This is a genomic window from Aeromonas sp. 600886, assembly GCF_049174935.1.
Lineage (GTDB): Bacteria > Pseudomonadota > Gammaproteobacteria > Enterobacterales > Aeromonadaceae > Aeromonas > Aeromonas veronii_A.
In genome coordinates, this window is sequence record NZ_JAAKUB010000003.1 from 1 (window position 1) to 25,287 (window position 25,287).

A 25,287-nucleotide genomic window follows, 5' to 3' on the forward strand; every position below is an offset into this window, starting at 1 on the left:
GGAGAAGGATTCGAACCTTCGAAGGCAGAGCCGTCAGATTTACAGTCTGATCCCTTTGGCCGCTCGGGAACCCCTCCCCAAGTGCGAGGCGCATACTATCAGATCCAGAGGCTTTGTGAACCCCTTGATGAGGCATCTGGCAGTAAAAAATGACTGTTCGTCGATTTTTTGATACATCCAGCTCAAAATTCAAGCTTATCAGCAAGTTGTGCGCTGCTTTTCTGCACAAAACAGCATCCGTGCAAGTTGGCGATCGCGCTGAAGAGAAGGGAAATAGCAGAAGACCGCCAGCGTCGGCGGTCTTCCCGGGCATCACATCTAGCGCTGGAACGGGTAGACCGAACCCAGTTTCAGGATCTGGGTCAGCTCGTCCAGTGCGTTGCGGGACTCCTGCACCAGTGCCGGATCCCGCAGGTCATCGAGGGTCAGGCGGTCGCGGTAGTGGCGATCCACCCAGCCATCGAGGCGGGCAAACTGGCTGTCGTTGATGAGGCAGGCCGGATTGACCGCTGCGAGTTCCTGATCGTTCATGGCAACCCGCAGTCGCAGGCAGGCCGGGCCGCCTCCATTGCGCATGCTCTGCTTCACGTCCATATAATGAACGGCCTTGATAGGCGTGTTCATGGTCAGCAGCTTGTTCAGGTACGCCGACACCGCCGGATTATCGCGGCACTCGGTGGGGGCGATGATGGCCATCTCGCCGCTCGGCAGGGTGAGGATCTGGGTATTGAACAGGTAGGATTTCACCGCATCCAGCACGGATACCTCGGCGGTCGGCACTTCGATAAAGTGCAAATCCCCCTCGCCAAACTTGCCGCGGATCTCGGTCAGTACCGCCTCGGTATTGAGGAACGCCTGCTGGTGGAAGAAGAGCACGTTCTGGTTACCCACCGCGATCACGTCGTTATGGAACACCCCCTGATCGATCACCTCCGGGTTTTGCTGAATAAACACCACGCTCTCCTCGCCAAGGCCATGCAGGCGAGCGATGGCCTGGCTGGCCTCCAGGGTCTGGCGGGCCGGATAGCGCTTCGGCGCCGGGCGGGAGTAGTCAAAGGCGCTGCGGCCATAGACAAACAACTCGACCCCCGCCTCGCCATAGGCGCGGCAGAGGCGGGTGTGGTTGGCTGCCCCCTCGTCGCCGAAGTGGTCATTCTCCGGCAGATGGAGGTGGTGGCTGAAGTGGCGATCATTGTTGAACACGGCGCGCAGGATACGGCCTGTAACGTCCGGCTCCAGAGAGCGGTGAAACTTGTTGGTCAGGTTGGCGGGGGTGAAGTGAATGCGGCCATCCTGGGTATCGGCACTGGGAGAGACGGTGGCGGCGTTGGCGGTCCACATGCTGGAGGCTGAATAGCAGGCAGCCAGTACGGCAGGTGCCTGCTTGGCGGCCTGCTCCAGCACCCGGGCATCGTTGCCGGTGAAGCCGAGGCGGCGCAGGGTAGCGAGATCGGGACGCTCTTGTGGCGCCAGTACCCCCTGGGTCATGCCAAGCTCGGTCAGCGCCTTCATCTTGCGCAGCCCCTGCTTGGCGGCCTCTTTCGGATTGGAAGCCTCCTGGGCATTGCTCTGGGAGGCAACGTTGCCGTAGGAGAGGCCTGCATAGTTATGAGTCGGGCCGACCAGACCGTCGAAATTGACCTCGAAGTGCTTCATTGAGTACATCCTTTCGATTTTTATGATGGGTAGCGGTTCCTTCCGCGCACAATGCGTCGGGGTTGGGCCATTATAAAGAGATTTTATTTTTTTGTAACAAGCCGGTAACCGGCAGACGTTTTTATGTCGTTTCAGATATAAAAAGAGGGGCGGTATGGCAGAAAATTGAAAAAGCGGTTGCGTCCGGCCTGTTGCCTTCGCATTAATAAATAAAGAAGCAATAAAAGAAGCCGTGTGGTGCGGGCTGGTCAGGCAAATTTGCTCACAAGATTGCTTTTTCGCGTCAAATCTCTTATACAGCCCCACAAAACCGCACACCAACCCCGTCGGGTGCAATGAGGATAATAGTTACAGCATGGGCAAATCACTGGTCATAGTGGAGTCTCCGGCCAAGGCCAAGACGATCAACAAATATCTGGGCAAGGACTACGTGGTGAAATCCAGCGTTGGTCATGTTCGCGATCTGCCCACCAGCGGCAGCGCCAGCACCGAGCCCAAGAAACCTGTCATTCGCGGCATCAAGTTGAGCGAATCCGAGAAGGCTGCCAAGGATCGCAAGGCCCTGTTTGCCCGGATGGGTATCAATCCGACCGCTGGCTGGCAGGCTAACTACCAGATTTTGCCCGGCAAGGAGAAGGTGGTCAGCGAGTTGCAAAGTCTGGCCGAGAAAGCCGACACCATCTATCTCGCAACCGACTTGGATAGAGAAGGAGAGGCGATCGCCTGGCACCTGCGCGAGATCATCGGTGGCGACGACAGCCGCTACAAGCGCGTGGTGTTTAACGAAATCACCAAGAGCGCCATCAAGGAGGCGTTTGCCCAGCCGTCCGAACTCAATATTGACCGCGTCAATGCCCAGCAGGCCCGTCGTTTCCTCGACCGCGTGGTGGGTTACATGGTCTCCCCGCTGCTGTGGAAAAAGCTGGCCCGCGGTCTCTCCGCCGGTCGAGTGCAGTCCGTTGCGGTGCGTCTCATCGTCGATAAAGAGCGCGAAATCAAGGCGTTCGTACCGGTCGAGTTCTGGGATCTCAATGCCGACCTGCTGACCGCTGACAAGAGCGATCTGCGGATGGAAGTGGTCAGCCGCAATGGTGCCGACTTCAAGCCGGTGACCCAGGCCGAGACCTTTGCCGCTGTCGCAGCCCTGGAAGGGGTCGACTACAAGATCGTTAACCGGGAAGACAAGCCGACCGGCTCCAAACCGTCCGCGCCCTTTATCACCTCCACCCTGCAGCAGGCGGCCTCTACCCGTCTGAGCTTTGGGGTCAAGAAGACCATGATGATGGCCCAGCGTCTCTATGAAGCGGGTTACATCACCTATATGCGAACCGACTCCACCAACCTCAGCAAAGAGGCGGTTGAAGCGGTGCGTGAATATATCGGAGAGCAGTATGGCGCTGCCTATCTGCCAGCCGAGCCGAATCTGTATGGCGCCAAGGCCAATGCCCAGGAAGCGCACGAGGCGATCCGTCCCTCCAACGTACAGGTGACTGCCGAGATGCTGGAAGGGATGGAGCCGGATGCCATGCGTCTGTACGATCTCATCTGGCGTCAGTTTGTTGCCTGCCAGATGACCCCGGCCCAGTACGACTCCTCCACCCTGACCGTCAAGGCGGGTGAGTTCGAGCTCAAGGCCCGTGGCCGTACCCTGCGCTTCGCCGGTTGGACCAAGGCACTGCCGCCGATGGGTCGCAAGGGCGAAGATAGCCAGCTGCCGGCGGTGACCGTTGGCGAGGTGCTGAAACTGGTCAAGCTGGATCCGCGCCAGCACTTCACCAAGCCGCCTGCCCGTTTCACCGAAGCCGCGCTGGTGCGCGAGCTGGAAAAACGTGGCATCGGCCGTCCCTCTACCTACGCCTCCATCATCTCCACCATCGTCGATCGCGGTTACGTGCGGGTCGATAGCCGCCGTTTCTTCGCCGAGAAGATGGGTGAGATCGTCACCGATCGTCTGGTGGAGAACTTCGTCGAGCTGATGAACTACGAGTTCACCGCCAAGATGGAAGACAAGCTCGATGGCATCGCCGAAGGGAGCCTTGAGTGGAAGAAGGTACTGGACGCCTTCTACGCCGAGTTTACCCAGGAGCTGGAGAAGGCTGACAAGGCGCCCGAAGAGGGCGGCATGCGTGCCAACCAGATGGTGATGACCGACATCGACTGCCCGGATTGCGGCCGCAAGATGGGGATTCGTACTGCCACCACCGGCGTGTTCCTCGGCTGTTCCGGCTATGCCTTGCCGCCGAAAGAGCGCTGCAAGAAGACCATCAACCTGGTCTCTGCCGACGAATTTGTCTCCGCCACTGACGGCGAAGAGGCGGAAACCGAAGCGCTGCGCGCCAAGCACCGCTGCGGTGTCTGTGGCACTGCGATGGATGCCTACATCATCGATGACAGCCGCAAGCTGCACGTCTGTGGTCGCAACCCGGATTGCGATGGCTACGAGATCGAGAAGGGCCAGTTCAAGCTCAAGGGCTACGAAGGGCCGAGCATCGAGTGCGACCGTTGCGGAGCCGAGATGCAGCTCAAGAACGGCCGTTTCGGCAAGTACATGGGCTGCACCAACGAGACCTGCAAGAACACCCGCAAGATCCTGAAAAACGGCGACATCGCGCCGCCGAAGGAGGATCCGGTGCCGCTGCCGGAGCTCAAGTGTACCCAGTCCGATGCTCACTTTGTGCTGCGTGACGGGGCTGCCGGTCTGTTCCTGGCGGCCAGCAACTTCCCCAAATCCCGCGAGACCCGCGCGCCGCTGGTGGAAGAGCTCAAGCGCTTCAAGGATCGCATCTCCGCCAAGCACAAGTATCTGGCCGGTGCCCCGCTCACCGATCCAGACGGCAACCCCGCCATCGTACGCTTCAGTCGCAAGACCAAGGAGCAGTACGTGATGAGCGAGGTCAACGGCAAGGCGACCGGTTGGACCGCTCACTACGACAACGGTACCTGGCAAGAGAGTTTGCCAAAGGCTAAAAAAGCCTGATGAAAAGAGGCCCCGACAAGGGGCCTCTTTGCTTATGGATAGCGGTATACTGAGACAGCTGCAAGGAGTGCAGCTGTCGTCAATCGCGAAGTAGACAAGGAGGTTGAGATGGAGATAAACGAGATCCGGCCGGGCATGAGCTGCATGACTCGGGAAGGGGCGGCCTATGTGCTGGAGGTGGACCGGCAGAGCCTGCTGGTGCTGCTGCAGCGTGCGGATGAGACCATACCGGTGCAGGTGCGCAGCGACGAGATCCTGGCGCCGCTGGAGTGATCCGGCTGTGCCCCCTCAAAACGGCAGTAGAAAAAGCAGCTCGGCCAGATCGGGCTGCCATTGCCACTCCTTCATTCTGACCCGCCCACCGATCACCACGACCCCTTCTTGCTGCAGGCGTCCCGTCTGTTCGGCAAAGCCTTGCGATCCTTTCGGTAACGAGATGGTGCCCGCTGCGCCCAGCACCCGATGCCAGGGCAGTACCTTGTCGGTTTCCCACAGCACCTTGCCCACCAGTCTTGCCCGTCCGGGCAGCCCTGCCAGATCGGCCACCTGACCATAGCTGACCACCCGGCCTGCCGGGATCAGGGCGATGATCGCTTCGATACGGGCCGTTTTGTTCAATGGGGATGGACTTGGTTCAATGCTCATAGACCCGATTCGTCAAAAACAACAGAAGCGCCATTGTGGCGCTTCTGTCATGGGGCTGGCAATGATTCAGCCGAAGGTCTGGCTAAGCCCCTTCAGTTGCTTGGCCCGTTCCAGCAGAGCCTGACTGGAGTGATCGACATCCAGCATCTTCTGACTGTTGGCGTGGGAGTACTCGGAGATCTGGTGGATGCTGCGGCTGATCTCCTCCACGACCGCTTGTTGCTGCTCAGCAGCGGCGGCGATCTGGGTGGAGTGTTCGGTGACCAGCTCTATCTCTGCCAGCACGGTATGGAGGCTGCTGGCGCCCTGGCGGGTCATCTCGGCACATGTGCGGGTCTGTTGCAGGTTCTCCTGCATCATCCCCTTCCAGCGTCCCAGAGTGTGCTGGATCTGCTTGATGCTGACCTGGATCTGCTCGGTCGCCTTGTGGGTGCGGGTCGATAGAGTTCGCACCTCGTCTGCGACCACCGCAAAACCACGGCCCTGCTCCCCGGCGCGAGCGGCTTCGATGGCCGCGTTGAGGGCCAGCAGGTTAGTCTGCTCGGCGATGCCCTGGATCTCGCCCATGACACTGCCAATCCGTTCGGATTCGCTGGCGAGCTCTACCGCCGAGTTGAACGCCAGCTCTGCCTGTTTGGCAAGCTGTTCGATCTGTTGCTCGGTCTGGTTCAACTGCTGGTTGGTTTGTTCACAACGATTGCGAGCTTCGTTGACCTGACCGTTGGAGTCCTGAATGTTGCGGGCGATCTCGTGAGCTGTGTTGGCCATCTGAGTCATAGCCGTAGCCATCTGCTGGGTCTGGGCATCTTGCTCGTTGATATCGAGACAGGCCTGATGAGAGGCCTGCTTCAAATTGATGGCCAGGGTTTGCAGAGGTGCCGTGGCATCGTTGATCCTCCCCAACACGGTTCGGATGCGGGCCTGCAGCATCTTGATATGAAAATCGGCAATGGCGCCGGGGTTGTCACCGGAGTAGACCAGCCGGGTCAGACTGTCATATTCGCGGCCCAGCTGCCGTAGATAGTGGGGCAGGGCAAAGAGCTCGCGCCAGTAGGCTCCGCCAAGAAGCAACAGGGGCAGCAGCATCAGCAGGACGGTCATGGCCCCTTGGCTGGCGAAGGCCCAGCCCATCAGGCCGAGCAGCAGCAGGGTAATGGCCGGGGTGCGCACTCTGGCAAGAGAGGGAAGGTTGCTGCTGTTGCCGCGCTCGGCCTTGAGCAGGGCTTGGTAGGTCTGAGCGGCGATGCGCTTGAATTGGGGCTCGGGCTTGCAGCGTACCGACTGGTAGCCGCTGATCCTGTTGCCTTCATAGATGGGGGTGACGTAGGCATCTACCCAGTAGTAACGACCATCCTTGCAGCGATTTTTGACGATGCCGCGCCAGGGTTTGCCCTCCTTGAGGCGGGCCCAGAGATCGGCGAAGGCGGCCTTGGGCATGTCGGGGTGGCGTACCAGATTGTGGTTGTGACCGACCAGCTCGTCGGCGCTATAGCCGGCGATGGTGCAAAAAGCCGGATTGGCATAAGTGATCACCCCGCGCAGGTCAGTGGTGGAGACCAGTTGTACGTCGGCAGGAAACTCCACTTCGCTATCCAGGGTATGGACATCTCTGCGGGCCATAGGAATACGCTCCGATGTTCTTGTTGATAATGTTGTCGTTGTTATTGTGGCAGATCTGGAGGTGGCCGCAGGCTCGCGCCAGCAGGAGGCAGGCCAGCTTCATTGGGGGCTGGATTTTGCCAATAATGGAGGATGAATGGTAGGGGGAAGTTGATGTTTTGTTGGCTAATCGTAAAAAAGGCGGCCGATTGGCCGCCAAAGTAGAGACAACATTACCTCTGTGGCATCCGGTAGCGCACCTGCAACTGATCGAGGATCTGCAGCTGACCCGGCAGGCGGGCGGCGAAGTGCTCCCAGCCCTTGTGGGCGGGATAGCTCCAGGCCACCTCGGCCGTGGCCAGCATGCGCGGGAACAACATGTAGTCGAGACGATCACGGCTGGTGATCAATTCTGACCACAAGGGGCTCAGCACCCCGAGGATGTTATCGTTGGCATGGAAATCTGCTGGGGCAGGATCGCAAGCATAAACCTGCTCCAGATTGAGGGTCCCCGCCCAGTAGAGGCCGGGTTCATGAATATCGGCGCTCCAGGCCAGATCCAGATAGAGGAACTGGGCGGGGGCCATCACCACCGGATAACCGGCCGCGGCAGCATCCAGCCCCGCCTGAAAGCTGGTCCAGGCACAGATGGCCGCTTTGCGGCTCACCTTGTCGCCATGCAGGATCTCCTCCCAGCCGATCATCTGTTTGCCTCTGGCGGCCAGATAGCGCTGGCAGTGGCGCAGCAGATGGCCCTGCAGCTCGCGGCAGTCGGCGTAGCCCTGTTCGGTCATCAGCTGCTGGCAGGCGGGGCTGTCGGTCCAGACCCCGGTCGGCACCTCGTCACCCCCCATGTGGATCTGCGGGCCGGGGAAGAGCTCGCATACCTCGTCCAGCACCGCCTCCAGAAAGCGGTAGGTGCCGGGCAGGGCGGGGTTGAGCACGTTGTCATCGAAATGCTGAACCGAGCGGTAGCGGGAGTGATCCGCCGTTTCGATCAGCAGCTCGGGCAGCGCCTTGATGGCAGCGTGGCAGTGGCCCGGAATGTCGATCTCGGGAATGACGGTGATGCCGAGCTCACCGGCATAGCTCACCAGCTCCTTCACTTCGCTCTGGGTGTAGTAGCCGCCATAGGGTTCGGCGCCGCCGCTGAGCTGGGGGCCGATCGCCAGATCGTGGCCGCGCCAGGCACCCACGTCGGTCAGCTCCGGGAAGGTCTTTATCTCGAGTCGCCACCCCTCGTCATCGGTCAGATGCCAGTGGAAGCGGTTGAACTTGTAGAGGCTCATCAGCTTGAGCAGGCGCTTGATGGTGGCCGGAGTGTGGAAGTGGCGGGCGCAGTCGAGAAAAATGCCGCGAAAGCCAAAGCGCGGGGCATCCTCCAGCGTGACGCAGGGCAGGCTCTCCCCATGTTGCAGATACCACTGGGCTAGCGTCACCAGCCCATGGCGCCAACCCGTTTCGTCGGCGGCGGCAATCACCACCTCCTGCGGCGTGATGGTGAGTTGGTAGGCTTCGGGGGCCAGCTTGGCCTCGGTCAGCCGGATTTCAGCGTCGTGATCCTGCTCCAGTGCCAGCGATGTGAGCTCGTTGAAGTGGCCAAGTAAACCGCTGATATCGCGGATGGCGCTCACGTGGGCCCGCTCGGCGAGGCGAAAATACCCCTCCAGCAGTACCAGATGGGCCGGTTGTGGCACTATGCCGGGCTGGGGCTCGACATCCGGCAGGTCGGGGCGGGTTACCGGCGGGTTCTCCAGTCCGAGATCCTGCGCCGCCAGCGTCACCGGTAGCAGCTGGGCACCTGTGGTCGCCTCCGGCAAGCTGAGGAAAAAGCCCTGCGGCATGTCGGAGATCTTCTTGATGGGGGTCTGGCGGCAGCAAAAGCGCAGTTCGCTGCTGCCAGCGTTCGGGAGAATCACCTTGTAGCTGCCGCTCTGGCGCTCCAGCTCGCCTCCTTGCAAGGAGTCGGGGTCGATATGGCGAGCCAGACAGAAGTGCAGCTTCCACCGGGTATCCGGCATGCGGGAGAGGGTGAAGGTGAACCAGACATCCTCGCCGTCACGTCGGGCGACCTGGGTGTGGATCAGGGGTGTAGACATGGAAAATCCTCTGATTGGGCAAACAGGATGGCGCCATCGAGCACATCTGCCTGGGGGGGGATCAGGTTGAGCTGGCCGAGACGGGGAGCGAGGCGGGTGCCAATCCCCCCCAGCAGGGCGATCTGTCTGGCACCGAGCTGGGTCATCCCCTCCAGCAGGATCCGCAGTTGTTCGCAGGTTTCGTCCAGCAGCTGATTGGCGAGCTCGTCGCCATCGCTGGCGGCATCGAATACCCAGGGGGCAAAGTGGCCATAGTCCGCCGGAATGGCGCGGGCGGCCCAGCGTACCACCTCGGCCTGATCCCGCTTGAAGCGGTCCATCAAGCGGATGGCGAGGGTGCTGGGGGGCAGAATGCCGTCGTGGCAAAGCAGGGATTGCTGGATGGCGCGCAGCCCCAGCCAGGCGCCGCTGCCTATGTCTGAAATGGGGAAGCCGCGGCCGGAGCAGGTGCGGATCTGCCCCTCCTGATAGACCAGCCCCACCGAGCCGGTACCTGCGATCAGAATGGCCCCCTCACGGCCGCCAAAGGCGCCGAGGCAGGCACCGAAGGCATCGGAGGTGAGCCTGACGCTGGCGAAGGGGAAGGGCATCTCGAGCAGGGCGTGATAGCAGTCGGCCAGCTCGGCGGAGGCGAGCGCCAGTCCGACCCCCATCTGCTGTTCACTCTCGATAGCGATCCCGGCGGCAAGGCGGGCGCTGGCGATGGCGGCCAGCACATTGGCGTGGGCATGGGGGATGCCCAGCTCCAGATTGGAGCCGGCTGAACGCCCCTCTCCGAGCAGTTTGCCCGCCCGATCCCGAATGCGGGCGCGGGTGTGGGTGCCCCCGCCATCGACGCCGACCCAGAACTCAATCATGGCGACCTCCTGCGGCATTTTGCCAGCTGATGGCAAGGGCAAACCAGGCTGCGTGGGGGATCCACTGCTCGCCCCAGCGCCAGTTCTGATCCAGCCGATCCTTGTACTCCTCCGGAATAAAGGCTACCTCATTTTCGTCATCAAACCCTGAGGTGATGCCGTTGCAGATACCACCCTGCGCATTGTGATACCCGGCGGTATAGGCGGGGTTGTTGATGCCGTGGCCCGCCAGCATGCAGGCGTTGAAGGGGTTCTGCCCGAGGATCCAGTCGAGCTGGCGCTGGCCATAAGTGAGCAGCGGCTGGCTCTGGCGGGGGAAGTGGCGGGCGCCAGCAAAGGCCATGGTCGCCAGAGACGCGAGGCGGGCGTTCTCCCCCTGCCACCAGTAACCGGATTCGTTATTGTGGGGCATAAAGAAGCTGATGCGCGGCGCTTCATCCACCCCTTTCACATATTGGCGGGCGAGGGAGAAGGGGTTGCCCGCGCGGGCGCAGAGCGCCAGCTCGGCGGCCAGCGCCTGCTCCACCACGGTTTGTACCCTAGCCTTGTATTCCTGATCCGGCTCTACGCCCAGATATTCCAGCAGCGCCAGCACCGGCAGGCCTGCCTCGGCGGCGTGGTAGTAAGGGCGCGAGCCATCCTCGTTGGCCGACCAGTAGTGACCCAGCTCCGAATGAGGGCGCTGGCGGGCACAGAGCTTGCTGGCGAGGGCTCTCGCCTCATTCAGCCACTCGTTGCCGAAAGTGCGGGTCAGCTCCACCGCTGCCAGCAGGGCGCAGTAATCGTCGATGATGTTCTCGACCCCGTCATCAAGGTAGGCAAGGTTGTGCTCACGCAGATGCAGGTAGCCGCGTTTGGCCGCCTCGGCGTAGCGGCTGGCATCGAAGTCGCCGCTGACGCTCTCGCGGGCGGCGCGGGCCAGCGCGGCGATGGCCATGCCGCCCCCTTGGCGAAAACCCGCCTGCCAGTTGGCGGACTTGAGCCCCTGTTGGGTGGCATAGGTGCACAGCTCGCGCTGGGCAGGGTCCTTGCTCCACTTGTCGAACAGGGTCATGAAGAAGAAGCCCGATTCATCCTGCATCCGGCAGAGGAAATCGGCGCCGTGCAGCGCCTCGTCATTGAGCCGCTTGCAGAGGTTCACCCCGTCGATATCGCGGCGCGGGGCCAGCAGTTCCCGGCACTTGAGCAGGGCCCACACCACCATGGGGGTCTGCTGGGGGTTGAGGTAGTTGGCGTAGGATAGGTGGCTCAGGTACTTGCTCATGTCGCCGCTGGCATCGAACCAGCCGCCGTGCACATCTCTGTGCTGGTCGGTGCCAAACAGGCGGGCGTTGCGGTCGGCCCGATCGAAGGTGCCGCTGGCGCGCTGGCCCTTGAAGTAGTGGATGACATCGGAGAGACAGCTGCTGGCCAGCAGATCCTGGCCGATGGCAAAACGGGTGGAGCGGACTATGCCTTGGGCAGTGATCGCCTCCAGCCGATAGTGGCCGGGCTCTTTGAAGGCGGAGAAGTCGGCGCGCCAGTAAGCGCGGCCCTGCCAGCCGGGGACGCTGCCAGCCGGTTGCAGCGGGGTTTCAAACAGGATCTGGCCATCATCGAGGCGTTGCAGCCTGACATAGCCGCCGAGATCAGGAGCGGGGGAGGTTTGCAACAGGGCGACCTTGTGTCCGTCGCACTCGTAGCCCACCTGATTGATCAAGAGTTCCATCAAGGTATTACTCCTGTGGTTCACCGCCGGGCGGTGAGGCACATCACGGGGCTGTGGCCGCCCCGTATCGAGGCATGGCCGGACAGGGTTGTCCGGCCGGTCTAAGGCTCACCCTCACTCGTAGAGGTAGCAGCGCACGAAGTGGTTGTCGGCAAGCTTGGTGATGGGGGGCAGCGCCTCCTTGCAGCGGGGCATCGCCTGATTGCAACGCCCGGCAAAGGGGCAACCGCAGGATTCCGGCGTCCAGAGCGGGATCTCCCCCTTGCGGCCACCCTCCAGCTCGGCGTGGATGCTTTTCTCCGGATCGGGCACAGCCGAGATGAGCAGCTGGGTGTAGGGGTGCTGCGGGTGGTGCAGGATTTCGTCCACCTCGCCCCACTCCACCATGTGCCCTACATACATCACCGCCAGATCTTCCGCCACATAGCGGGCGGTGGCGATGTCGTGGGTGATGTAGAGCATGGAGACACCGAGCTCGTTCTTCATCTGCTCCATCAGGTTGAGGATGCCGATGCGAATGGAGACGTCGAGCATGGAAGTCGGCTCGTCCGCCAGCACCACTTCCGCCTCCACTGCCAGATTGCGGGCGATGTTGACCCGCTGGCGCTGGCCGCCGGAGAGCTGGTGCGGATACTTGGCCGCCGTTGCCTTGGCAGGAGTCAGGCCGACCTTCTCCAGCAGGGCGTAGACCATGTCGGGCAGCTCTTTTTTGTCGATCACCTTGCTGTGCAGCAGCAGGGGGCGGGCGATGTGGTGATAGATGGTGTGGGTCGGGTTGAGCGAACCGAATGGATCTTGCCACACCATCTGCACGCTCTGGCGATAGTCCAGCAGGGCGGTGCCCTTGTTGAACTCCTCCAGATCGTGGCCGCGATAGAGAATGCGCCCGGCACTGAGCTTGTACATCTTGGCGATGATCTTGGCGATGGTGCTCTTGCCGGAGCCCGACTCCCCGACCACCGCCAGGGCGCGACCCCGGTGCAGGTTGAAGGTGATGTCGGAGAGCGCCCGCATCTTGCCACTCTTGATGGCATTGGAGTTGATGGGGAAGTCCTTGTAGAGGTGCTGGACTTCGATGATGGGTGCATCGGTTTTGGCGATTTGCATGACAGACATCCTTAACAGCCAGCGGCCTTGTCCAGATAGATCACGGAATCTTGTTGCAGCCCCTGCTCTTCATAGAGGTGGCAGGCGGTCTGTTGCCCGGGGCGGATCTCGGCCAATCTGGTGTACTCCTGACGGCAGCGATCGTGCACCTTGCCGCAGCGGGCCTGAAAGCGGCAGCCGACCGGCACCTCCAGCAGGTTGAGCGGGGTGCCCGGGATCCCCTCCAGCACCTTCTTCGGCCCGTGCAGGGGCGGGAAGGAGTTGCCGAGCCCTCTGGTATAGGGGTGCAGCGGTGCGGTCAGGATCGCCTTGGAAGGAGCCACCTCCACCAGCTCACCGGCATACATGATGCCGATGCGATCGCAGAACTCCACCATCAGGGAGAGGTCGTGGGTGATGAACAGAATGGAGAAGTTGAACTTCTCTTTCAGGGCATAGACCTTCTGCAGGATCTCCCGCTGCACCACCACATCGAGTGCCGTGGTTGGCTCATCCATGATGAGCAGCTCGGGGTTGAGCGCCATGGCGATGGCGATCACCAAGCGCTGACGCATGCCGCCGGAGAACTGGTGCGGGTAATCCTTGAGCCGGCTCGGGTGGATATCGACGATGGTGAGCAGCTCCTGGGCGCGCTTGATCGCCTCGTAACGGGTCAGGCCGGGATTGTGGGCCAGCAGCACGTCGCAGAACTGCTCCTCCATCCGCAAAACAGGGTTCAGGGCGTTCATGGCGGACTGGAACACCACCGACACCTGTTGCCAGCGGTAGGAGCGCAACCGTTCGTCGTTGTAGTGGAGGATATTCTCCCCCTTGAACAGGATCTCGCCACCGCTGATGTAGGCGGGCGGCTTGTGCAGTCGGGCCACCGAGAAGGCGACGGTGGATTTGCCGCAGCCCGACTCACCGGCGAGACCGAAGATCTCGCCCTGTCTGATATCGAAGCTCACCGAGTTGACGGCGCGCACGTCGCCATTTTCGGTGATGTAGTCGACGCAAAGATTGCGTACTGACAGCAGGGGATGCTTGTTCATGCTGTCTTCTCCTGTGCTGTGGCAACCGGAGTGGTGACCGGGGCCGCGAGTTTCTTCCAGCGGCTCAACCCTTTGTGGGAGCGCAGCTGCGGGTTGGCGATCTCGTCGATGGCGAAGTTGAGCAGAGCCAGACCGGCACCCAGGGTGGCGATGGCAAAGCAGGGGGCCAGGATCTCCCACCAGGCGCCGACCAGAATAGCGCTGGAGGTCTGGGCGTTGTAGAGCATGATGCCCCAGCTCACCACGGTCGGGTCGCCAAGCCCCAGGAACTCCAGGGTCGCTTCGGTGACGATGGCGTAGATGATGGAGCCGATGAAGCTCACCCCGATGATGGAGATGAGGTTGGGCAGGATCTCCACCAGAATGATGCGCCAGGCCGGCTCGCCCAGCACTTCGGCGGCGATGACGAACTCCTTCTCGCGCAGGGCCAGAGTCTGGGCACGGATGACCCGCGCGCCATAGGCCCACGAGGTCAACCCTATTATCACGGCAATCACCGCCGGTGACGCCTCCCCGATAAAGCTCGCCAGCACCAGTAGCAAGGGGAGGTTGGGGATCACCAGCACCACGTTCATCAGGAAGGTGAGGCATTCATCCACCAGACCACCGAAGTAACCGGCGGTGATGCCGATGGCGACGGCCAGGGTGCAGACCAGCAGGCCTGCGCTGAAGCCCACCAGCAGCGAGATACGGGCACCATTGGTGAACTGGGCCCAGATGTCGTGACCCATGCGGGTAGACCCCATCACGAACTCGGCACTGGGCGGCTGGTGCGGGCGAGCCACCCGTTTGGTCGGCTCGTTGCTGGCCAGAATGGGGGCAAAGAGGGCCATCAGTACGAAGGCAACCACGATGGCGAGGCCACAGGCAGCCTTCTTGTTGCCCAGCAGGATCTTGAGAATGGTCGGCATACGCATCTTATTTGCCTCCTGTACGCAGACGGGGATCCAGGAAGACGTAGAGCACGTCGGCCAGGAAGTTGAAGCTGAGCATGGTGATGGTCATGATGAGCAGCTGCCCCTGAATGAGCGGGTAGTCGCGGGCCAGAATGCCCTGATAAAGGGTCAGGCCCAGGCCGGGGTAGTTGAATATCACCTCGGTGATGAGAGAGCCACCGATGACGAAACCGAGCGCCATGGAGAGGGCGGTGACGCTGGGCAGAATGGCGTTGCGGGCGCCGTAGTTGAAGATCACCCGGTTGCTGGAGAGCCCCTTGGCCTTGGCCATGGTAATGTAATCCTCGCCCAGCAGGTTGATCATGTTGTTGCGCATGGTGATGAGAAAGCCCCCCACCTGTACCACGGCCAGGGTCAGCACCGGCATGATAGCGTGGGTCATGATGCTCTTGATGTGGTCCCAGCCCCAGTCAGCCTTGATCTCCGGGCTGTAGGCGTAGCCGATGGGCAGCCACTCGAGGCTGACCCCGAACAGGAACAGGGCGAGCAGGGAGACCACCACCGGTGGAATCGCCTGCATCACCAGGGTGAGCGGGGAGAGAATGCTGTCCATCCGGCCGCCGCGATACCAGGCGGCGAAGATGCCGACGATGGAACCGAGGGAGAAGCTAAGGATGGTGGAGGTGCCGACCAGAAACAGGGTCCAGCCGATGGCACGGCCCAGCACGTCAGAGACCTGCTGCGGGTAGAAGCGCACCGAGGTGCCGAGATCCCAGGTGAAGACACTCTTCACATAGGTAAGAAACTGGGTACCGATGGGGCCGTCGACAAAGCCGAAGGTGGCTTTGAGGGCTTCCAGGGCGGCGGGTTCCATCATGGCGCCAGCGCGGGCAAACATCACGGAGACAGGATCCCCTGGCATGGCACGGGGTAACAGGAAGTTGATGGTGGCGGCTACCAGAAAGGCAACCAGGTAGAAGGAAAAGCGTCTCAGTATGAATCCCATGATAGTACCTTTTACTGCAAGTCTGCCCCGCGTCGGGTATAGCTACCCCAACCCCGGCAAAGTCGGGCAAGAAGGGGATTAACGGGGAAGATGGCCCCCCGCAGGGGGCCGGGATTGTTTAGCTGTTTGGCTTGAGGGACAACACGTGCAGCAGACGCTCAGGGGTGTCCGGGTGGAGCTGAGGTTTGGCTACCGGGTTATCAGCACTGAACCAGCCGTTGAAGCGCTTGGTGCTGTACTCATACCAGGTCGGGTTGTTGAAGACCGGAATGATGGTCTGGTTGGCACCGACACGATCCTGGATGGCGAACATGATCTCCTTCTGCTTGGCCGCATCGGCGGTCTGGGTGAAGTCATCGATCAGCTTGTCGAGCTCGGGGTCCTTGTAACGGGGCGCGGCGAAGCGGTTGCCACGGTCACCCATGTTGCGGGAGTGGAACGCGGTCTCGAAGTACTTGTGCGGGTTGGCACCGGCAAAGTAACCCTGCAGGGCGACATCGAAGTCACCGGTGATCAGGTTCTCGGTCCAGACGGTCGCTTCCGGGGTGGCGGTCTTTGCGTTCAGGCCCAGCGCCTGCAGCCCTTCTACACCGATCTGTACTGTGTTGACCCAGTCGGTCCAGCCGTTCGGCACCAGTACCTTGAACTCGATCTTTTTGCAGCTCGGGGTGTCGAGGAACTTGTCGCCGTCACAATCCTTGTAGCCTGCCTCTTTCAGCAGGGCCTTGGCCCCTTCCAGATCGAACTTGTTGTACTTGCCGTACTTCTTGTCCACTTCCGGGTTGTTCCAGGAGTCAAAGGCTTTGCCCAGACCTGACGGGTACTCGTTGACGGTGGGGTAGCCGTAGCCCGCGATATCCACCATGGACTGGCGGTCCATCGCCATGGAGAAGGCGCGGCGGAAGTTGATGTCGTTGAAGGCTTCGTTATTGCCCGGGTTCTTGGTCTGGAAGTTGACGTTGAACGCCACGGTACCGGAGGCCGGGAACCAGTATTTGTTGTTCTTCGGATCGTTGCCGACGTAGAGGCGCTCGATATCCGGCACGAAGGAGCCGAACCAGTCGATGTCACCCTTCATGACAGCCGCCAGCACCTGGTCGTTGGTGGCCATCTGCGGCATGCGGATACAGTCGATGGCGAGGTTGGCGTTATCCCAGTAGTGCGGGTTGCGGCACTGGGTATAGAGCTGGGCGGAGAAGTTGTCCACTTCGGTGAAGGGGCCTGTACCAACCGGCTTGTCGTTGGTGAAGGCAACCGGATCTTTCACCGATTTCCACTGATGCTCCGGCACGATAGGTACCAGCACCAGATCGTTCACCACGTTGGTGTTGACCTCGGTCAGGTCGAATTTGACCTTGTTGGGGGCCAGCTTCTCGACGCTCTTGATCTGGGTCCAGATTGAGCGCTCATCCAGCGCCTTGTTGGCCTTGACCAGATTGAAGGAGAAGATGATGTCATCGGCATCAAAGGCTTCGCCGTCAGACCACTTCACGCCGTCACGCAGATCGAAGGTGACGGATTTCAGGTCATCGCTGAACGCATAGTTGGTGGCCAGACGATAGACGGGTTTGCCCCCTTGCATATCGTTGAAGATCACCAGCGGTTCATAGATGAAGTGACGGGTGGTGTGCAGCAAGCCCGCTTGCAGGAAGGGGTTGAAGTTCTTGACCCAGGCGGTTTCCTGCTGTGCGACCATGGTCAGCACGGTTTTGTTTTCTGCGGCCATGGCGTTACCGGCGGCACCGGCAAGCATCATGGTTCCCAGCATTACAGCGGTAGAGATTTTGGATACTTTGGCAAGCATATGTTTTCCTTTCTTATTTTTTGGCATTCCCGAGGGTTCGCCTTGTTTTGTGTGAGCACCGGTTTCGCATGCTGATGAAATCGGCCCTCTGTGTTGGTCAGGTGTCTAACCTTTGTCGTTCTGTTTTCCAACGCCCTAAGCAAACCAGAATTAACAGGAAAACAACAACTATTGATTTCGTTGTTTTCGTAAAAATTGACGGTGTTACGTCAATCTCGTCAAAATGCTTTTTTATCTGTTTAAAATCAATACTTTGAGTTATTTGCTTTCGCGTAGAAAGTGGCTGTGAAAATGGCGTATATGACAAATTTGTGAATTGGATCTGCTCTCGGTTTCGGGGTTGTACGGGGCTTTGTTTTGCATAAAAAGAAACCAGATTGCCAATTGTGATCCGGCGCCCGTTTAGGGCGCCGTGTCACGGTTTGCGGTTGGCGAGTTGACGCAGGGTCTGGGCGCTGTGCTGCAACTGCTGGCGCTGGTGGTCATTGAGCGGGCAGTGGCCCAGCACATACTCGGTGGTGGCCACCACCGTCTTCCAGCGTGGTGACTTGGGCAGGGTGTCCAGACTCAGGTATTTGTCGAGGGTACGGGTCTGCGGACTGGATCTGTCCATATAGACCCGCCACAGCTTGCTCTTCTCTGCCAGCACGATTTTGCCCTTGCCGGTCCCCTGCTGCCAGGCATCCAGGGTGAGCTGCATGGTCTCTACCAGCGCCCTGCGCAGCGGCTCGTCATCCTGCTGGCGAATGAGGTCGTCGGCCAGCGAACGGAACTCGCCACCCAGGCGGCTCAGCTCGCCCAGCAGCTGTTCATCTTCGATGATGGCTTGCCGCGAGAGGTTCTTGAGGGCGTTCTCCAGCGCCATTACCCGGTTCTCATCCTGACGCAGCTCGGTACTCAGAGTGAGGGCGAAAGCGGCCTGTCCTCCGAGCGCGATGGGCAGGGCACGGGCGTTGAGCACATCTTTTTGCCCGGCCACCAAAAATTCCAGATTGTGTTCCCGCTCGCTGGCAAGGTCGGGCCACTGCTGTTGCAGCGGGGTGGCGAGCCACTCATTGAGGGGTTGCCCCTCCATGGCTTCCGGCTCCTGACCCAGCAGGCGTGCCAGTACCCGGGAGGCAAACAGCACTGTGCCCTGCTCGTCGATAAAGATCATGGGGTCGGCCCCTTCGCCGAGCAGGGCCAGCAGCCGCTGCTGATCCTGATGCAGTCGATCCTGCAGGGTGAGGCGATGTTCGATCTCCTGCTTCAATAGCCGGTTCTCTACCAGCGAGGCGCGTCCTGTCTTGGCTTCCAGCAGTGCCTTGACCCGGGCAAACAGCTCCTCCTTGCAGAAGGGTTTGACCAGATAGTCGTTGGCACCGGCCCCGAAGCCCTCCTCGATATCCTTGGGCTGGTTGAGGGCGGTGAGCAGCAGCACCGGCAGCATATCTTTCGGGTGCTGCTGGCGCAGGCGGCGGCAGACGTCAAAACCGGAAAGGGTCGGCATCATCACATCGAGCAGGATGAGGTCCACCGGCTCCTCGGCCAGCTTGGCCAGCGCATCGTGGCCGTCACTGCTGGGCAGGATGCGGTAGCCGCAGGGCTGCAGCAGATGGCGCAGGATGTGCAGGTTGATGGGCTCGTCATCCACCACCAGAATGAGCGGCGCATCCTCGGGGGGAGGGGGCAGATCGTCGCTCTCCCAGTCTGGCAGGATCAGCGGTTGCTGGCGCACCAGCTGATGCTCGATCTGGCGGCTGTCGAGAGTCAGATTGGCCGCTTTGCCGGTGGCAAGGGGCAGGGTAAAGGCGAAGGTAGAGCCAACGCTCGGCTCGCTCTCGACAAACAGCTCGCCCCCCATCAGGTGCACCAGCTGGCGGGTGATGGAGAGGCCAAGGCCGGCCCCCTGCTTGCTTACCTCCGGGCTCATCTGTACCAGCGGCTCGAAGATATGTTCGAGATGGTCGGGGGCAATGCCGATGCCGGTGTCGGTGACCTTGATGCGCAGGAAGTTGTTCTCGACGATGGCACTGAGCACCACCTTGCCCTGCGGCGTGTACTTGATGGCGTTACCCACCAGGTTGTAGAGCACCTGTTCGAGCCGCTGCTCGTCGGCCAGCACCGGCGGCAGTTCGGCCGGGCTGATATCCACCAGAGTGAGGGGTTTGGCCTGCACAAGATGCTGGCAGAGATCCAGCACCAGCCGGATCACCCCTTTTGATGAGACGGGTTGTGAGTGGATCTCCAGCTGGCCGTAGCGCATCTGGTGGTAGTCCAGCAGATCGTCAACCAGACGGGCCAGGCCGTCGGCGCTCTTGATGATGAGGCCGAGCTGTTTTTGCTGCCCTTCGGTCAAATCCAGCTGGCTGGCGAGCATGGACTCGGCCATCCCCTTGATGCCGTGAATGGGGGTACGCAGCTCGTGGGAGGTGTTGGCCAGCAGTTCATCCTTGAGCTTGTCCGCCTGCTGCAGGCTGAGGTTCTGCTTGTGGGTCAGCTTGACCTGCTGTTGCAGCTCCTGGGTCTGCTGCTCGATGAGTTCGATCTTGTCCTTCACCGAGCGCTGCATATGGCGAAACGCCTCGGCCAGCCGGTCGATATCATCGCCGGTGCGCTCGATGGCGATGGGGTGATCCAGCGCACCGTCGGCCACCTGCTCGGCTGCTTCGGTCAGGGATCGCAGCGGCGCCGTGATGGAGTGGGAGAGCCAGCGGGAGAAGAGGATCAGCAGCAGTACCGAGCCAGCCCCCAGCACAATCACCAGCGTTTCCAGCTGGCGGATCGGGGCATAGGCTTCCCGGGTTGAGATCTCGGCGATAAAGGCCCACTCGGTGTCGAACACCTTCACCTGGGTGTAGGCGGCCAGCACCTCGTCATCCTGATAGGAGTGGAACAGCCCGACCCCCTGCTCGCCGGAGAGCGTCTTGGTGATGAGGGGCGTTTGCAGCGGCCGGAAGTTAGGGCTGAAGCTGTTCTCGACGCTGAACTCCGGTGCCAGCCAGGCATCGGCGCGCATCCGCTTGTCGGGGCCGATCAGGATGGTCTCGCCGGTCTCGCCCAGCCCCTCCCGCTCCGCCATGATCTGGTTGAGCTTGTCCGGCAGCAGCTCGAAAATCACCACACCGCGCACATAGTCGTACTGCATCACGGGGGCGGCCATGTAGGCGACCACCTGCCCGGTCAGCTCGTTGCGGCCAAAATCGGTGAATTCGAAGATCTGCTGCGGCTTCTGGCCGCCATCAAGGCGGCGTTTGATCTTGGCAAAGGTCTGGCCCAAGCCACTGCCCTGATAGGGGCCGGAGAGCAGATTGGTGGCAAAGTTAGGGTGCTTTGTGACCGAATAGACCACATCACCGTTGAGGTCCACCAGAAAGATGTCGCTGTAGTTGGACTTGCGCACCATGTCGGCATAGCCGCGATGAAAGCGCTGGTGCACCCGGCCATACATCTCGTCGGCGAGGATAAGCGCCGTGATGGAGGGTTCTATCTCCACCTGACTGTCCGGTTTGCGCAGTTGATCCCAGGAGCCTGGCAGATAGCGGGCCTGAGCACGGCTGCGGGCCTCCTGCGGTGTGGTGCCCAACTTCTCGAAGGCGCCGGTAAAGCCATAGAAACGGCCGATACTGTTGCCGGCAAAATCCTGCTGGGAGAAGTTGATGATCTGCTCTTTGAGGTTGTTGAAGTAATCCTCGAGCTGACTCTTCTTGATATTACGAACGGAGACCAGATGGTTGGAGGTCTGGGTGGTGAGATCCTTGCCGTGGCTGTATAGGAAGAAGAGGGTGATGACCAAAAAGGGCACCATGCCCAACATGAAAAAAGCCAGCATTAACTGCGGCCTGAGCCCACGAAGCGTGAAGATCCATTTCATCTTGTGATTTTCAATTGAGAATCCGGTTATTAAGCCGCTCAAGTCTCGAACGAAAGCGTAATCATTTCAACGACTTTATCCCAAATTCGCTTGGTGGGTCACAGCTGGCTGGAGAAAAATGCAGCAAGGCGTTTAAACCCTGAGCAAACAGTCTGCATCAGGGCTTAAATTGCGAAAAAGGGGTTGTGCTGGCGCTCGTGGTACGTATAATGCGCCTCGTTGTCAGGCAACTGGCACGAAAGCAGTAACGCGGGAATAGCTCAGTTGGTAGAGCACGACCTTGCCAAGGTCGGGGTCGCGAGTTCGAGTCTCGTTTCCCGCTCCAATCTTCCATCGCACCAACGATGGAACTCACTTTCAAGACAATCAGTCTTGTCAGCATGGCGCGTTAGCAAAGCGGTTATGCAGCGGATTGCAAATCCGTTTAGTCCGGTTCGACTCCGGAACGTGCCTCCATATTTTCTCTGTTTATCTCAATCATAACTCTTCGAGTCTGAGCCTTGGTCAGTATCCTTGCTGTACCAGTAACTGCTCGCAGCCAGCCTGTTTCCACTCGCGCTCGAGATAGTGGCTCACATCCGCCATGTTTTGCCCCCGATATTGAAACTGCACCTCGGCACTGTGCTGGTTGAGATCCGCAATCCGTTGCTTCAGTGTGCCGCATTGCCACAGGCTGACGGTGGGCACGCCCCGTTCGGCCAGCACGATGGCATCTTCCCGATTCAGTTGCCACTCCTCCAGTTGTGCCCGTGTCAGGGCAACCATCAGCACCAGCAGTGCCACTTCCGGCAGTTTCATGCGTGTCTCCCTACTGCATGTTTTTCCCCTGATAACTGTGGCAAAGCGCACGATTTTCGCAAGTTTGTTAACTGTTGGTTAATAACGTAACCCGTTTTCAGTATTTCCCGTTTTTCACCATTTTTTTATAAAAAAATGCGTTAGTGATGTAGTAATCCTACATGGAGTGGGGTAATCTTTGCTCAGTGGTCTTACCAGTAAGGAGTTACATCATGTTTCATCCCTTTTCCCTGACTCAGATTATTCTTCGTCGCATTTATGTATTGCTGGTGGGCATTCTGGCTTTCCCCGTGATGCTGTTTCGCAGCGATCGTGCCCGCTTCTACAGCTATCTGCACCGGATCTGGAACAAAACCAGCACCAAACCGGTGTGGCTCAAAATGAGCGAGCGTGGCGAGCGGATCTTCTACTAAACCCCATTCGCACCATGTGCAAAAAGAGACAGCCAAAGCTGTCTCTTTTTTTATCTGCTTGCCGCAACTCCTGGCTCCCAACACCACTCCGATTGTTTATTTCTTGTTTCTTTAAAGTTGCATCCAGCCCTGCCTGTTGGCGGGGCTTTTTTATGTCTGACGCATCTCTTTTGATGGAAGCAGTGAAAAAGATTAACGGGATGAAAGCACCATATGGCACTTTCCTCGTTCACTAATGGGTGGTCGTCGAGAAATTTTCAATGATGAAATAGCTGTTTAAAATCAATTTATTGAGTGTCTGCCTTTGGATTTTTTAACTCTTTTTGTGTTTTTTTGAAAGGGAATATCCCGTTTGCCGGTTCTATTGCAGGTACCCGGTTGCGACAAATCGGGGATATCAGCGACATCCAACGACATCAAAAGGAACATGAACATGAATGTTAAAAAAAGTACTGCTATCGCCTCCGCCATGACCGGTCTGCTGGCGCTGGGCGCCCAATTTATCGCGGCGCCAGCCATGGCTGCCGATGAAAAGGAGAAGTGCTACGGCGTGGTCAAGGCCAGCAAGAATGACTGTGCGACCAAGAGCAGCTCCTGCGCCGGTACCGCCAAGGAAGATGCTCAGGGTGATGCCTTTGTGGTGATGCCCAAAGGGCTGTGCGAGAAGCTGGTCGGCGGTTCGCTGCAACCCAAGTAAGAGACATCGGGCAGGGGATGGCCAACGGGCCGCCCCCTGCATCTTCTCTGGTTGGCGAAAGCGAGTCTTGCGATGAACCCTTTGATTGGCATCGGATTACGCACTCCCCATTACGATGAGATCCGGCAAACCCTGCCGGCAGTCGGTTGGCTGGAGGTGCACAGTGAAAATTACTTCGAACGGCACAGCCAGGGTTTTCAGGTGCTCGCCGAACTGGCGCAGCACTACCCCGTCAGTCTTCACGGCGTTGGCATGTCCCTCGGTTCTGCCGACCCGCTCGATCCGCACCATCTGCAGCAGTTGTCGACACTGGCCGCGGCGATCAAACCGGTACGGATCTCCGAACATCTCAGCTGGGGCAGCATTGGCGGGCGTTACTTCAACGATCTGCTGCCGGTGCCCTATACCCGCGCCTCCCTGCGCAACATGAGCGACAAGATCCAGCAGGTACAACAGACCCTGGGTTGCCGCATGTTGATTGAAAATCCCTCCTCCTATCTGCAACTGCCCGGGGAGATGAGCGAGTGGGAATTTCTTGCCGAGCTGCAGCAGCGCAGCGAATGTGGCATCCTGCTCGACCTCAACAATCTCTATGTCAGTGCCTTCAATCACGGTTTCTCTTGCGATGAGTATCTGGCGGCGATCGATCTCGCCACCGTCGGGGAGATCCATCTGGCCGGTTATACCGAGAAACAGCTGCCGGAAGGCTCCCTCTATATCGATACCCACAGCGTCCCTGTGGTGGAGCCGGTCTGGGAACTCTATCGCCAGATCTGCCGCAAGCAGGCCATTCCCACCCTGATTGAGTGGGACCTCGAGATCCCGCCGCTGTCGGTCTTGCTGGCAGAGGCGGCGAAGGCCGGCGCCATTCTGGATGAGGCGCGTGCCATGAGTGCACCACGGGAGGTGGCCCATGGCTGAACTGGCACAGCTGCAACAGCACTTTGCCGATGGTCTGCTGGGGGCGCCTGACGCCATTTCCCCTCACATCAGCTCCCGGCTCTTTTCTGCCGAATCTGTGCTGCAGGTCTATCGCAACCACTTCATCCTGAGCCTTGGCGAGGTGCTGGCGAGCAGTTATCCCGCCGTCAAGGCTATGGTCGGGGATGACTTTTTTGCAGCGGCGGCCCGTGGCTTCGTATTGGCCGAGCCGCTCAGGGAAGGGAGCGTCATGCATTATGGCGCCGGATTTGGCCAATGGTTGGCCCGCTTGCCGACTACAACCGGGCTGCCCTGGCTGGAGGCGCTGGCTCAGTTCGAATGGCAGCTTGAGCGTGCCAGTCTGCTGCCGCTGGAATCACGCTGCTGGCCAGCCGAGCGTCTGGCCGCATTATCGCCGCAACAATGGGAGCGGCTGCGGCTGTTGCCAGCCACGGATCTGCTGCTGGTTGCCAGCGATTATCCGGTGCTGGCCCTGTGGCAGATGGCGCTGCACTGTGGTGAAGCGGTGGAGGTGCTTGATGCCCCCGTCTGGTTGGCACTGAAGAAACAGCCGGATTGCCGGGTTGCCCCCTTGCCCCTGACGGCGGGTGAGTGGGCGCTGCTACAGGATTGTCTCGCTGGTACGGCGCTGGTCGATCTGCTTGCGGCCGACCCTGCGGCCAGTGAACATCTCACTCGCCTGATAACCCTTGGTCTGCTGGTGGATATGGAGGTAATGCCATGATGGCAAACAAATGGCTGGCGCTGGCCAGCTCGAGTGGTGATTTGCCGCGCTGGAGCAGTGCTGGTGTGCTGTTGTTGGCGCGGCTTTGGGTCGCCTCGGTTTTTATCACTTCAGGCTGGCTCAAGCTGACGGCGTGGGATTCCACCCTCTATCTGTTTGAATCCGAGTATCAGGTGCCCCTGCTGCCCTGGTTGTGGGCTGCTTATCTGGGTACGGCGACCGAGCTGCTGTTGCCGCTCTTCCTGCTGGCGGGGCTTTTTACTCGCCCGGCCGCCTTGCTGCTGTTTGGCTTCAATATCATGGCGGTGATCTCCTACCCGACCCTCTGGGCGGGTGGCTTTTACGATCACCAGCTGTGGGGCTGGATGCTGCTGATCCTTATCATCTGGGGCGGCGGTGTGCTGAGCCTGGATCACTGGCTGACACGTCGCAGCCATTGATTTATCAGTGATTTCCCCAATGACAAAGAGCGCCA

Annotated in this window: 20 protein-coding genes and 2 tRNA genes; 9 read left to right on the top strand and 13 right to left on the bottom strand. The window is 60.0% G+C overall.

The window, feature by feature from the left end; genetic code table 11:
* Nucleotides 1-318 precede the first annotated feature (318 nt).
* Nucleotides 319-1,656, bottom strand: a complete 1,338-nt coding sequence (gene astB, locus G5179_RS03120; protein ID WP_421257855.1) for an N-succinylarginine dihydrolase — start codon at nt 1,654-1,656, stop codon at nt 319-321.
* Between the two features lie 355 nt (nt 1,657-2,011).
* Here astB and topA point away from each other — a divergent pair, with 355 nt between their 5' ends.
* Together topA and G5179_RS03130 are read left to right on the top strand one after the other, a co-directional pair.
* Entirely contained in the window at nt 2,012-4,633 is a 2,622-nt protein-coding gene (gene topA / locus G5179_RS03125) for a type I DNA topoisomerase (protein WP_421257856.1), read from the top strand.
* 108 nt (nt 4,634-4,741) lie between these two features.
* Nucleotides 4,742-4,906: a hypothetical protein gene (locus G5179_RS03130; protein WP_005334891.1), complete on the top strand. Its 165-nt coding sequence runs from the start codon at nt 4,742-4,744 to the stop codon at nt 4,904-4,906.
* A gap of 15 nt (nt 4,907-4,921) precedes the next feature.
* On the opposite strand, the gene G5179_RS03135 is transcribed toward G5179_RS03130, so the two are convergent.
* The 11 genes from G5179_RS03135 to G5179_RS03185 all read right to left on the bottom strand — a co-directional run bounded on the left by G5179_RS03135 (nt 4,922) and on the right by G5179_RS03185 (nt 21,238).
* Nucleotides 4,922-5,278, bottom strand: a complete 357-nt coding sequence (locus G5179_RS03135; RefSeq protein WP_421257857.1) for an MGMT family protein — start codon at nt 5,276-5,278, stop codon at nt 4,922-4,924.
* Nucleotides 5,279-5,344: 66 nt separating this feature from the next.
* Nucleotides 5,345-6,898, bottom strand: coding sequence for a methyl-accepting chemotaxis protein (locus G5179_RS03140; protein WP_421257858.1), 1,554 nt, complete (start codon nt 6,896-6,898; stop codon nt 5,345-5,347).
* Between the two features lie 212 nt (nt 6,899-7,110).
* Entirely contained in the window at nt 7,111-8,976 is a 1,866-nt protein-coding gene (locus G5179_RS03145; RefSeq protein WP_421257859.1) for a beta-N-acetylhexosaminidase, read from the bottom strand.
* Nucleotides 8,961-9,833 carry a BadF/BadG/BcrA/BcrD ATPase family protein gene (locus G5179_RS03150; RefSeq protein ID WP_421257860.1) on the bottom strand — a complete coding sequence of 291 codons (873 nt, stop codon included), beginning with the start codon at nt 9,831-9,833 and terminating at the stop codon, nt 8,961-8,963. The genes G5179_RS03145 and G5179_RS03150 overlap by 16 nt, the downstream gene beginning before the upstream one ends.
* Nucleotides 9,826-11,541 (bottom strand): glycoside hydrolase family 9 protein, encoded by a 1,716-nt coding sequence (locus G5179_RS03155; protein WP_421257861.1) that lies wholly within the window; start codon nt 11,539-11,541, stop codon nt 9,826-9,828. Before G5179_RS03155 ends, G5179_RS03150 begins: the two co-directional genes overlap by 8 nt.
* 114 nt (nt 11,542-11,655) lie before the next feature.
* A complete protein-coding gene (locus G5179_RS03160; RefSeq protein WP_005353824.1) occupies nt 11,656-12,648 on the bottom strand; it encodes an ABC transporter ATP-binding protein in 993 nt (330 codons plus the stop codon).
* Nucleotides 12,649-12,659: 11 nt separating this feature from the next.
* On the bottom strand, nt 12,660-13,679 hold the full coding sequence (locus G5179_RS03165) for an ABC transporter ATP-binding protein (RefSeq protein ID WP_042054504.1): 1,020 nt from the start codon (nt 13,677-13,679) through the stop codon (nt 12,660-12,662).
* The gene (locus G5179_RS03170; protein WP_005347708.1) at nt 13,676-14,596 is read right to left on the bottom strand and encodes an ABC transporter permease; all 921 of its coding nucleotides are present in this window, start codon (nt 14,594-14,596) and stop codon (nt 13,676-13,678) included. The genes G5179_RS03165 and G5179_RS03170 overlap by 4 nt, the downstream gene beginning before the upstream one ends.
* Nucleotide 14,597: 1 nt before the next feature.
* Complete coding sequence (locus G5179_RS03175; RefSeq protein ID WP_421257862.1) at nt 14,598-15,581, bottom strand: ABC transporter permease; 984 nt, start codon at nt 15,579-15,581, stop codon at nt 14,598-14,600.
* A gap of 118 nt (nt 15,582-15,699) precedes the next feature.
* Entirely contained in the window at nt 15,700-17,385 is a 1,686-nt protein-coding gene (locus tag G5179_RS03180) for an ABC transporter substrate-binding protein (protein ID WP_005353816.1), read from the bottom strand.
* Nucleotides 17,386-17,800: 415 nt separating this feature from the next.
* The gene (locus G5179_RS03185; protein WP_421257863.1) at nt 17,801-21,238 is read right to left on the bottom strand and encodes an ATP-binding protein; all 3,438 of its coding nucleotides are present in this window, start codon (nt 21,236-21,238) and stop codon (nt 17,801-17,803) included.
* A 249-nt stretch (nt 21,239-21,487) separates the two neighbouring features.
* Between G5179_RS03185 and G5179_RS03190 the strand changes: the two genes are divergently transcribed.
* Both G5179_RS03190 and G5179_RS03195 read left to right on the top strand, forming a co-directional pair.
* Nucleotides 21,488-21,563 (top strand) — tRNA-Gly (locus G5179_RS03190).
* A gap of 57 nt (nt 21,564-21,620) precedes the next feature.
* Nucleotides 21,621-21,694, top strand: a tRNA-Cys gene (locus tag G5179_RS03195).
* Between the two features lie 48 nt (nt 21,695-21,742).
* Here G5179_RS03195 and G5179_RS03200 read toward each other — a convergent pair.
* Nucleotides 21,743-22,036: a hypothetical protein gene (locus G5179_RS03200; protein WP_005347702.1), complete on the bottom strand. Its 294-nt coding sequence runs from the start codon at nt 22,034-22,036 to the stop codon at nt 21,743-21,745.
* A 212-nt stretch (nt 22,037-22,248) separates the two neighbouring features.
* Here G5179_RS03200 and G5179_RS03205 point away from each other — a divergent pair, with 212 nt between their 5' ends.
* From G5179_RS03205 to G5179_RS03225, 5 genes are all read left to right on the top strand, one after another.
* Complete coding sequence (locus tag G5179_RS03205) at nt 22,249-22,449, top strand: YbfA family protein (protein WP_005334863.1); 201 nt, start codon at nt 22,249-22,251, stop codon at nt 22,447-22,449.
* A gap of 433 nt (nt 22,450-22,882) precedes the next feature.
* Nucleotides 22,883-23,146 (top strand): DUF2282 domain-containing protein, encoded by a 264-nt coding sequence (locus G5179_RS03210; RefSeq protein ID WP_005334862.1) that lies wholly within the window; start codon nt 22,883-22,885, stop codon nt 23,144-23,146.
* 72 nt (nt 23,147-23,218) lie between these two features.
* A complete protein-coding gene (locus tag G5179_RS03215) occupies nt 23,219-24,067 on the top strand; it encodes a DUF692 domain-containing protein (protein WP_421171658.1) in 849 nt (282 codons plus the stop codon).
* Nucleotides 24,060-24,812: a DNA-binding domain-containing protein gene (locus G5179_RS03220; RefSeq protein WP_216953114.1), complete on the top strand. Its 753-nt coding sequence runs from the start codon at nt 24,060-24,062 to the stop codon at nt 24,810-24,812. The genes G5179_RS03215 and G5179_RS03220 overlap by 8 nt, the downstream gene beginning before the upstream one ends.
* A complete protein-coding gene (locus G5179_RS03225) occupies nt 24,809-25,252 on the top strand; it encodes a DoxX family protein (RefSeq protein WP_158112124.1) in 444 nt (147 codons plus the stop codon). The genes G5179_RS03220 and G5179_RS03225 overlap by 4 nt, the downstream gene beginning before the upstream one ends.
* The last annotated feature ends 35 nt before the right edge of the window (nt 25,253-25,287 follow it).

Excerpts from the sequence above, each read along its gene's own strand:
- G5179_RS03155 (WP_421257861.1), bottom strand. The coding sequence starts at position 11,541 with ATGGAACTCTTGATCAATCAGGTGGGCTACGAGTGCGACGGACACAAG.
- G5179_RS03130 (WP_005334891.1), top strand. The coding sequence starts at position 4,742 with ATGGAGATAAACGAGATCCGGCCGGGCATGAGCTGCATGACTCGGGAA.
- G5179_RS03165 (WP_042054504.1), bottom strand. The coding sequence starts at position 13,679 with ATGAACAAGCATCCCCTGCTGTCAGTACGCAATCTTTGCGTCGACTAC.
- G5179_RS03175 (WP_421257862.1), bottom strand. The coding sequence starts at position 15,581 with ATGGGATTCATACTGAGACGCTTTTCCTTCTACCTGGTTGCCTTTCTG.
- G5179_RS03185 (WP_421257863.1), bottom strand. The coding sequence starts at position 21,238 with ATGAAATGGATCTTCACGCTTCGTGGGCTCAGGCCGCAGTTAATGCTG.
- G5179_RS03170 (WP_005347708.1), bottom strand. The coding sequence starts at position 14,596 with ATGCGTATGCCGACCATTCTCAAGATCCTGCTGGGCAACAAGAAGGCT.
- G5179_RS03160 (WP_005353824.1), bottom strand. The coding sequence starts at position 12,648 with ATGCAAATCGCCAAAACCGATGCACCCATCATCGAAGTCCAGCACCTC.
- G5179_RS03225 (WP_158112124.1), top strand. The coding sequence starts at position 24,809 with ATGATGGCAAACAAATGGCTGGCGCTGGCCAGCTCGAGTGGTGATTTG.
- G5179_RS03205 (WP_005334863.1), top strand. The coding sequence starts at position 22,249 with ATGTTTCATCCCTTTTCCCTGACTCAGATTATTCTTCGTCGCATTTAT.
- G5179_RS03180 (WP_005353816.1), bottom strand. The coding sequence starts at position 17,385 with ATGCTTGCCAAAGTATCCAAAATCTCTACCGCTGTAATGCTGGGAACC.
- G5179_RS03220 (WP_216953114.1), top strand. The coding sequence starts at position 24,060 with ATGGCTGAACTGGCACAGCTGCAACAGCACTTTGCCGATGGTCTGCTG.
- G5179_RS03145 (WP_421257859.1), bottom strand. The coding sequence starts at position 8,976 with ATGTCTACACCCCTGATCCACACCCAGGTCGCCCGACGTGACGGCGAG.
- G5179_RS03200 (WP_005347702.1), bottom strand. The coding sequence starts at position 22,036 with ATGAAACTGCCGGAAGTGGCACTGCTGGTGCTGATGGTTGCCCTGACA.
- G5179_RS03150 (WP_421257860.1), bottom strand. The coding sequence starts at position 9,833 with ATGATTGAGTTCTGGGTCGGCGTCGATGGCGGGGGCACCCACACCCGC.
- G5179_RS03135 (WP_421257857.1), bottom strand. The coding sequence starts at position 5,278 with ATGAGCATTGAACCAAGTCCATCCCCATTGAACAAAACGGCCCGTATC.
- astB (WP_421257855.1), bottom strand. The coding sequence starts at position 1,656 with ATGAAGCACTTCGAGGTCAATTTCGACGGTCTGGTCGGCCCGACTCAT.
- G5179_RS03215 (WP_421171658.1), top strand. The coding sequence starts at position 23,219 with ATGAACCCTTTGATTGGCATCGGATTACGCACTCCCCATTACGATGAG.
- topA (WP_421257856.1), top strand. The coding sequence starts at position 2,012 with ATGGGCAAATCACTGGTCATAGTGGAGTCTCCGGCCAAGGCCAAGACG.
- G5179_RS03210 (WP_005334862.1), top strand. The coding sequence starts at position 22,883 with ATGAATGTTAAAAAAAGTACTGCTATCGCCTCCGCCATGACCGGTCTG.
- G5179_RS03140 (WP_421257858.1), bottom strand. The coding sequence starts at position 6,898 with ATGGCCCGCAGAGATGTCCATACCCTGGATAGCGAAGTGGAGTTTCCT.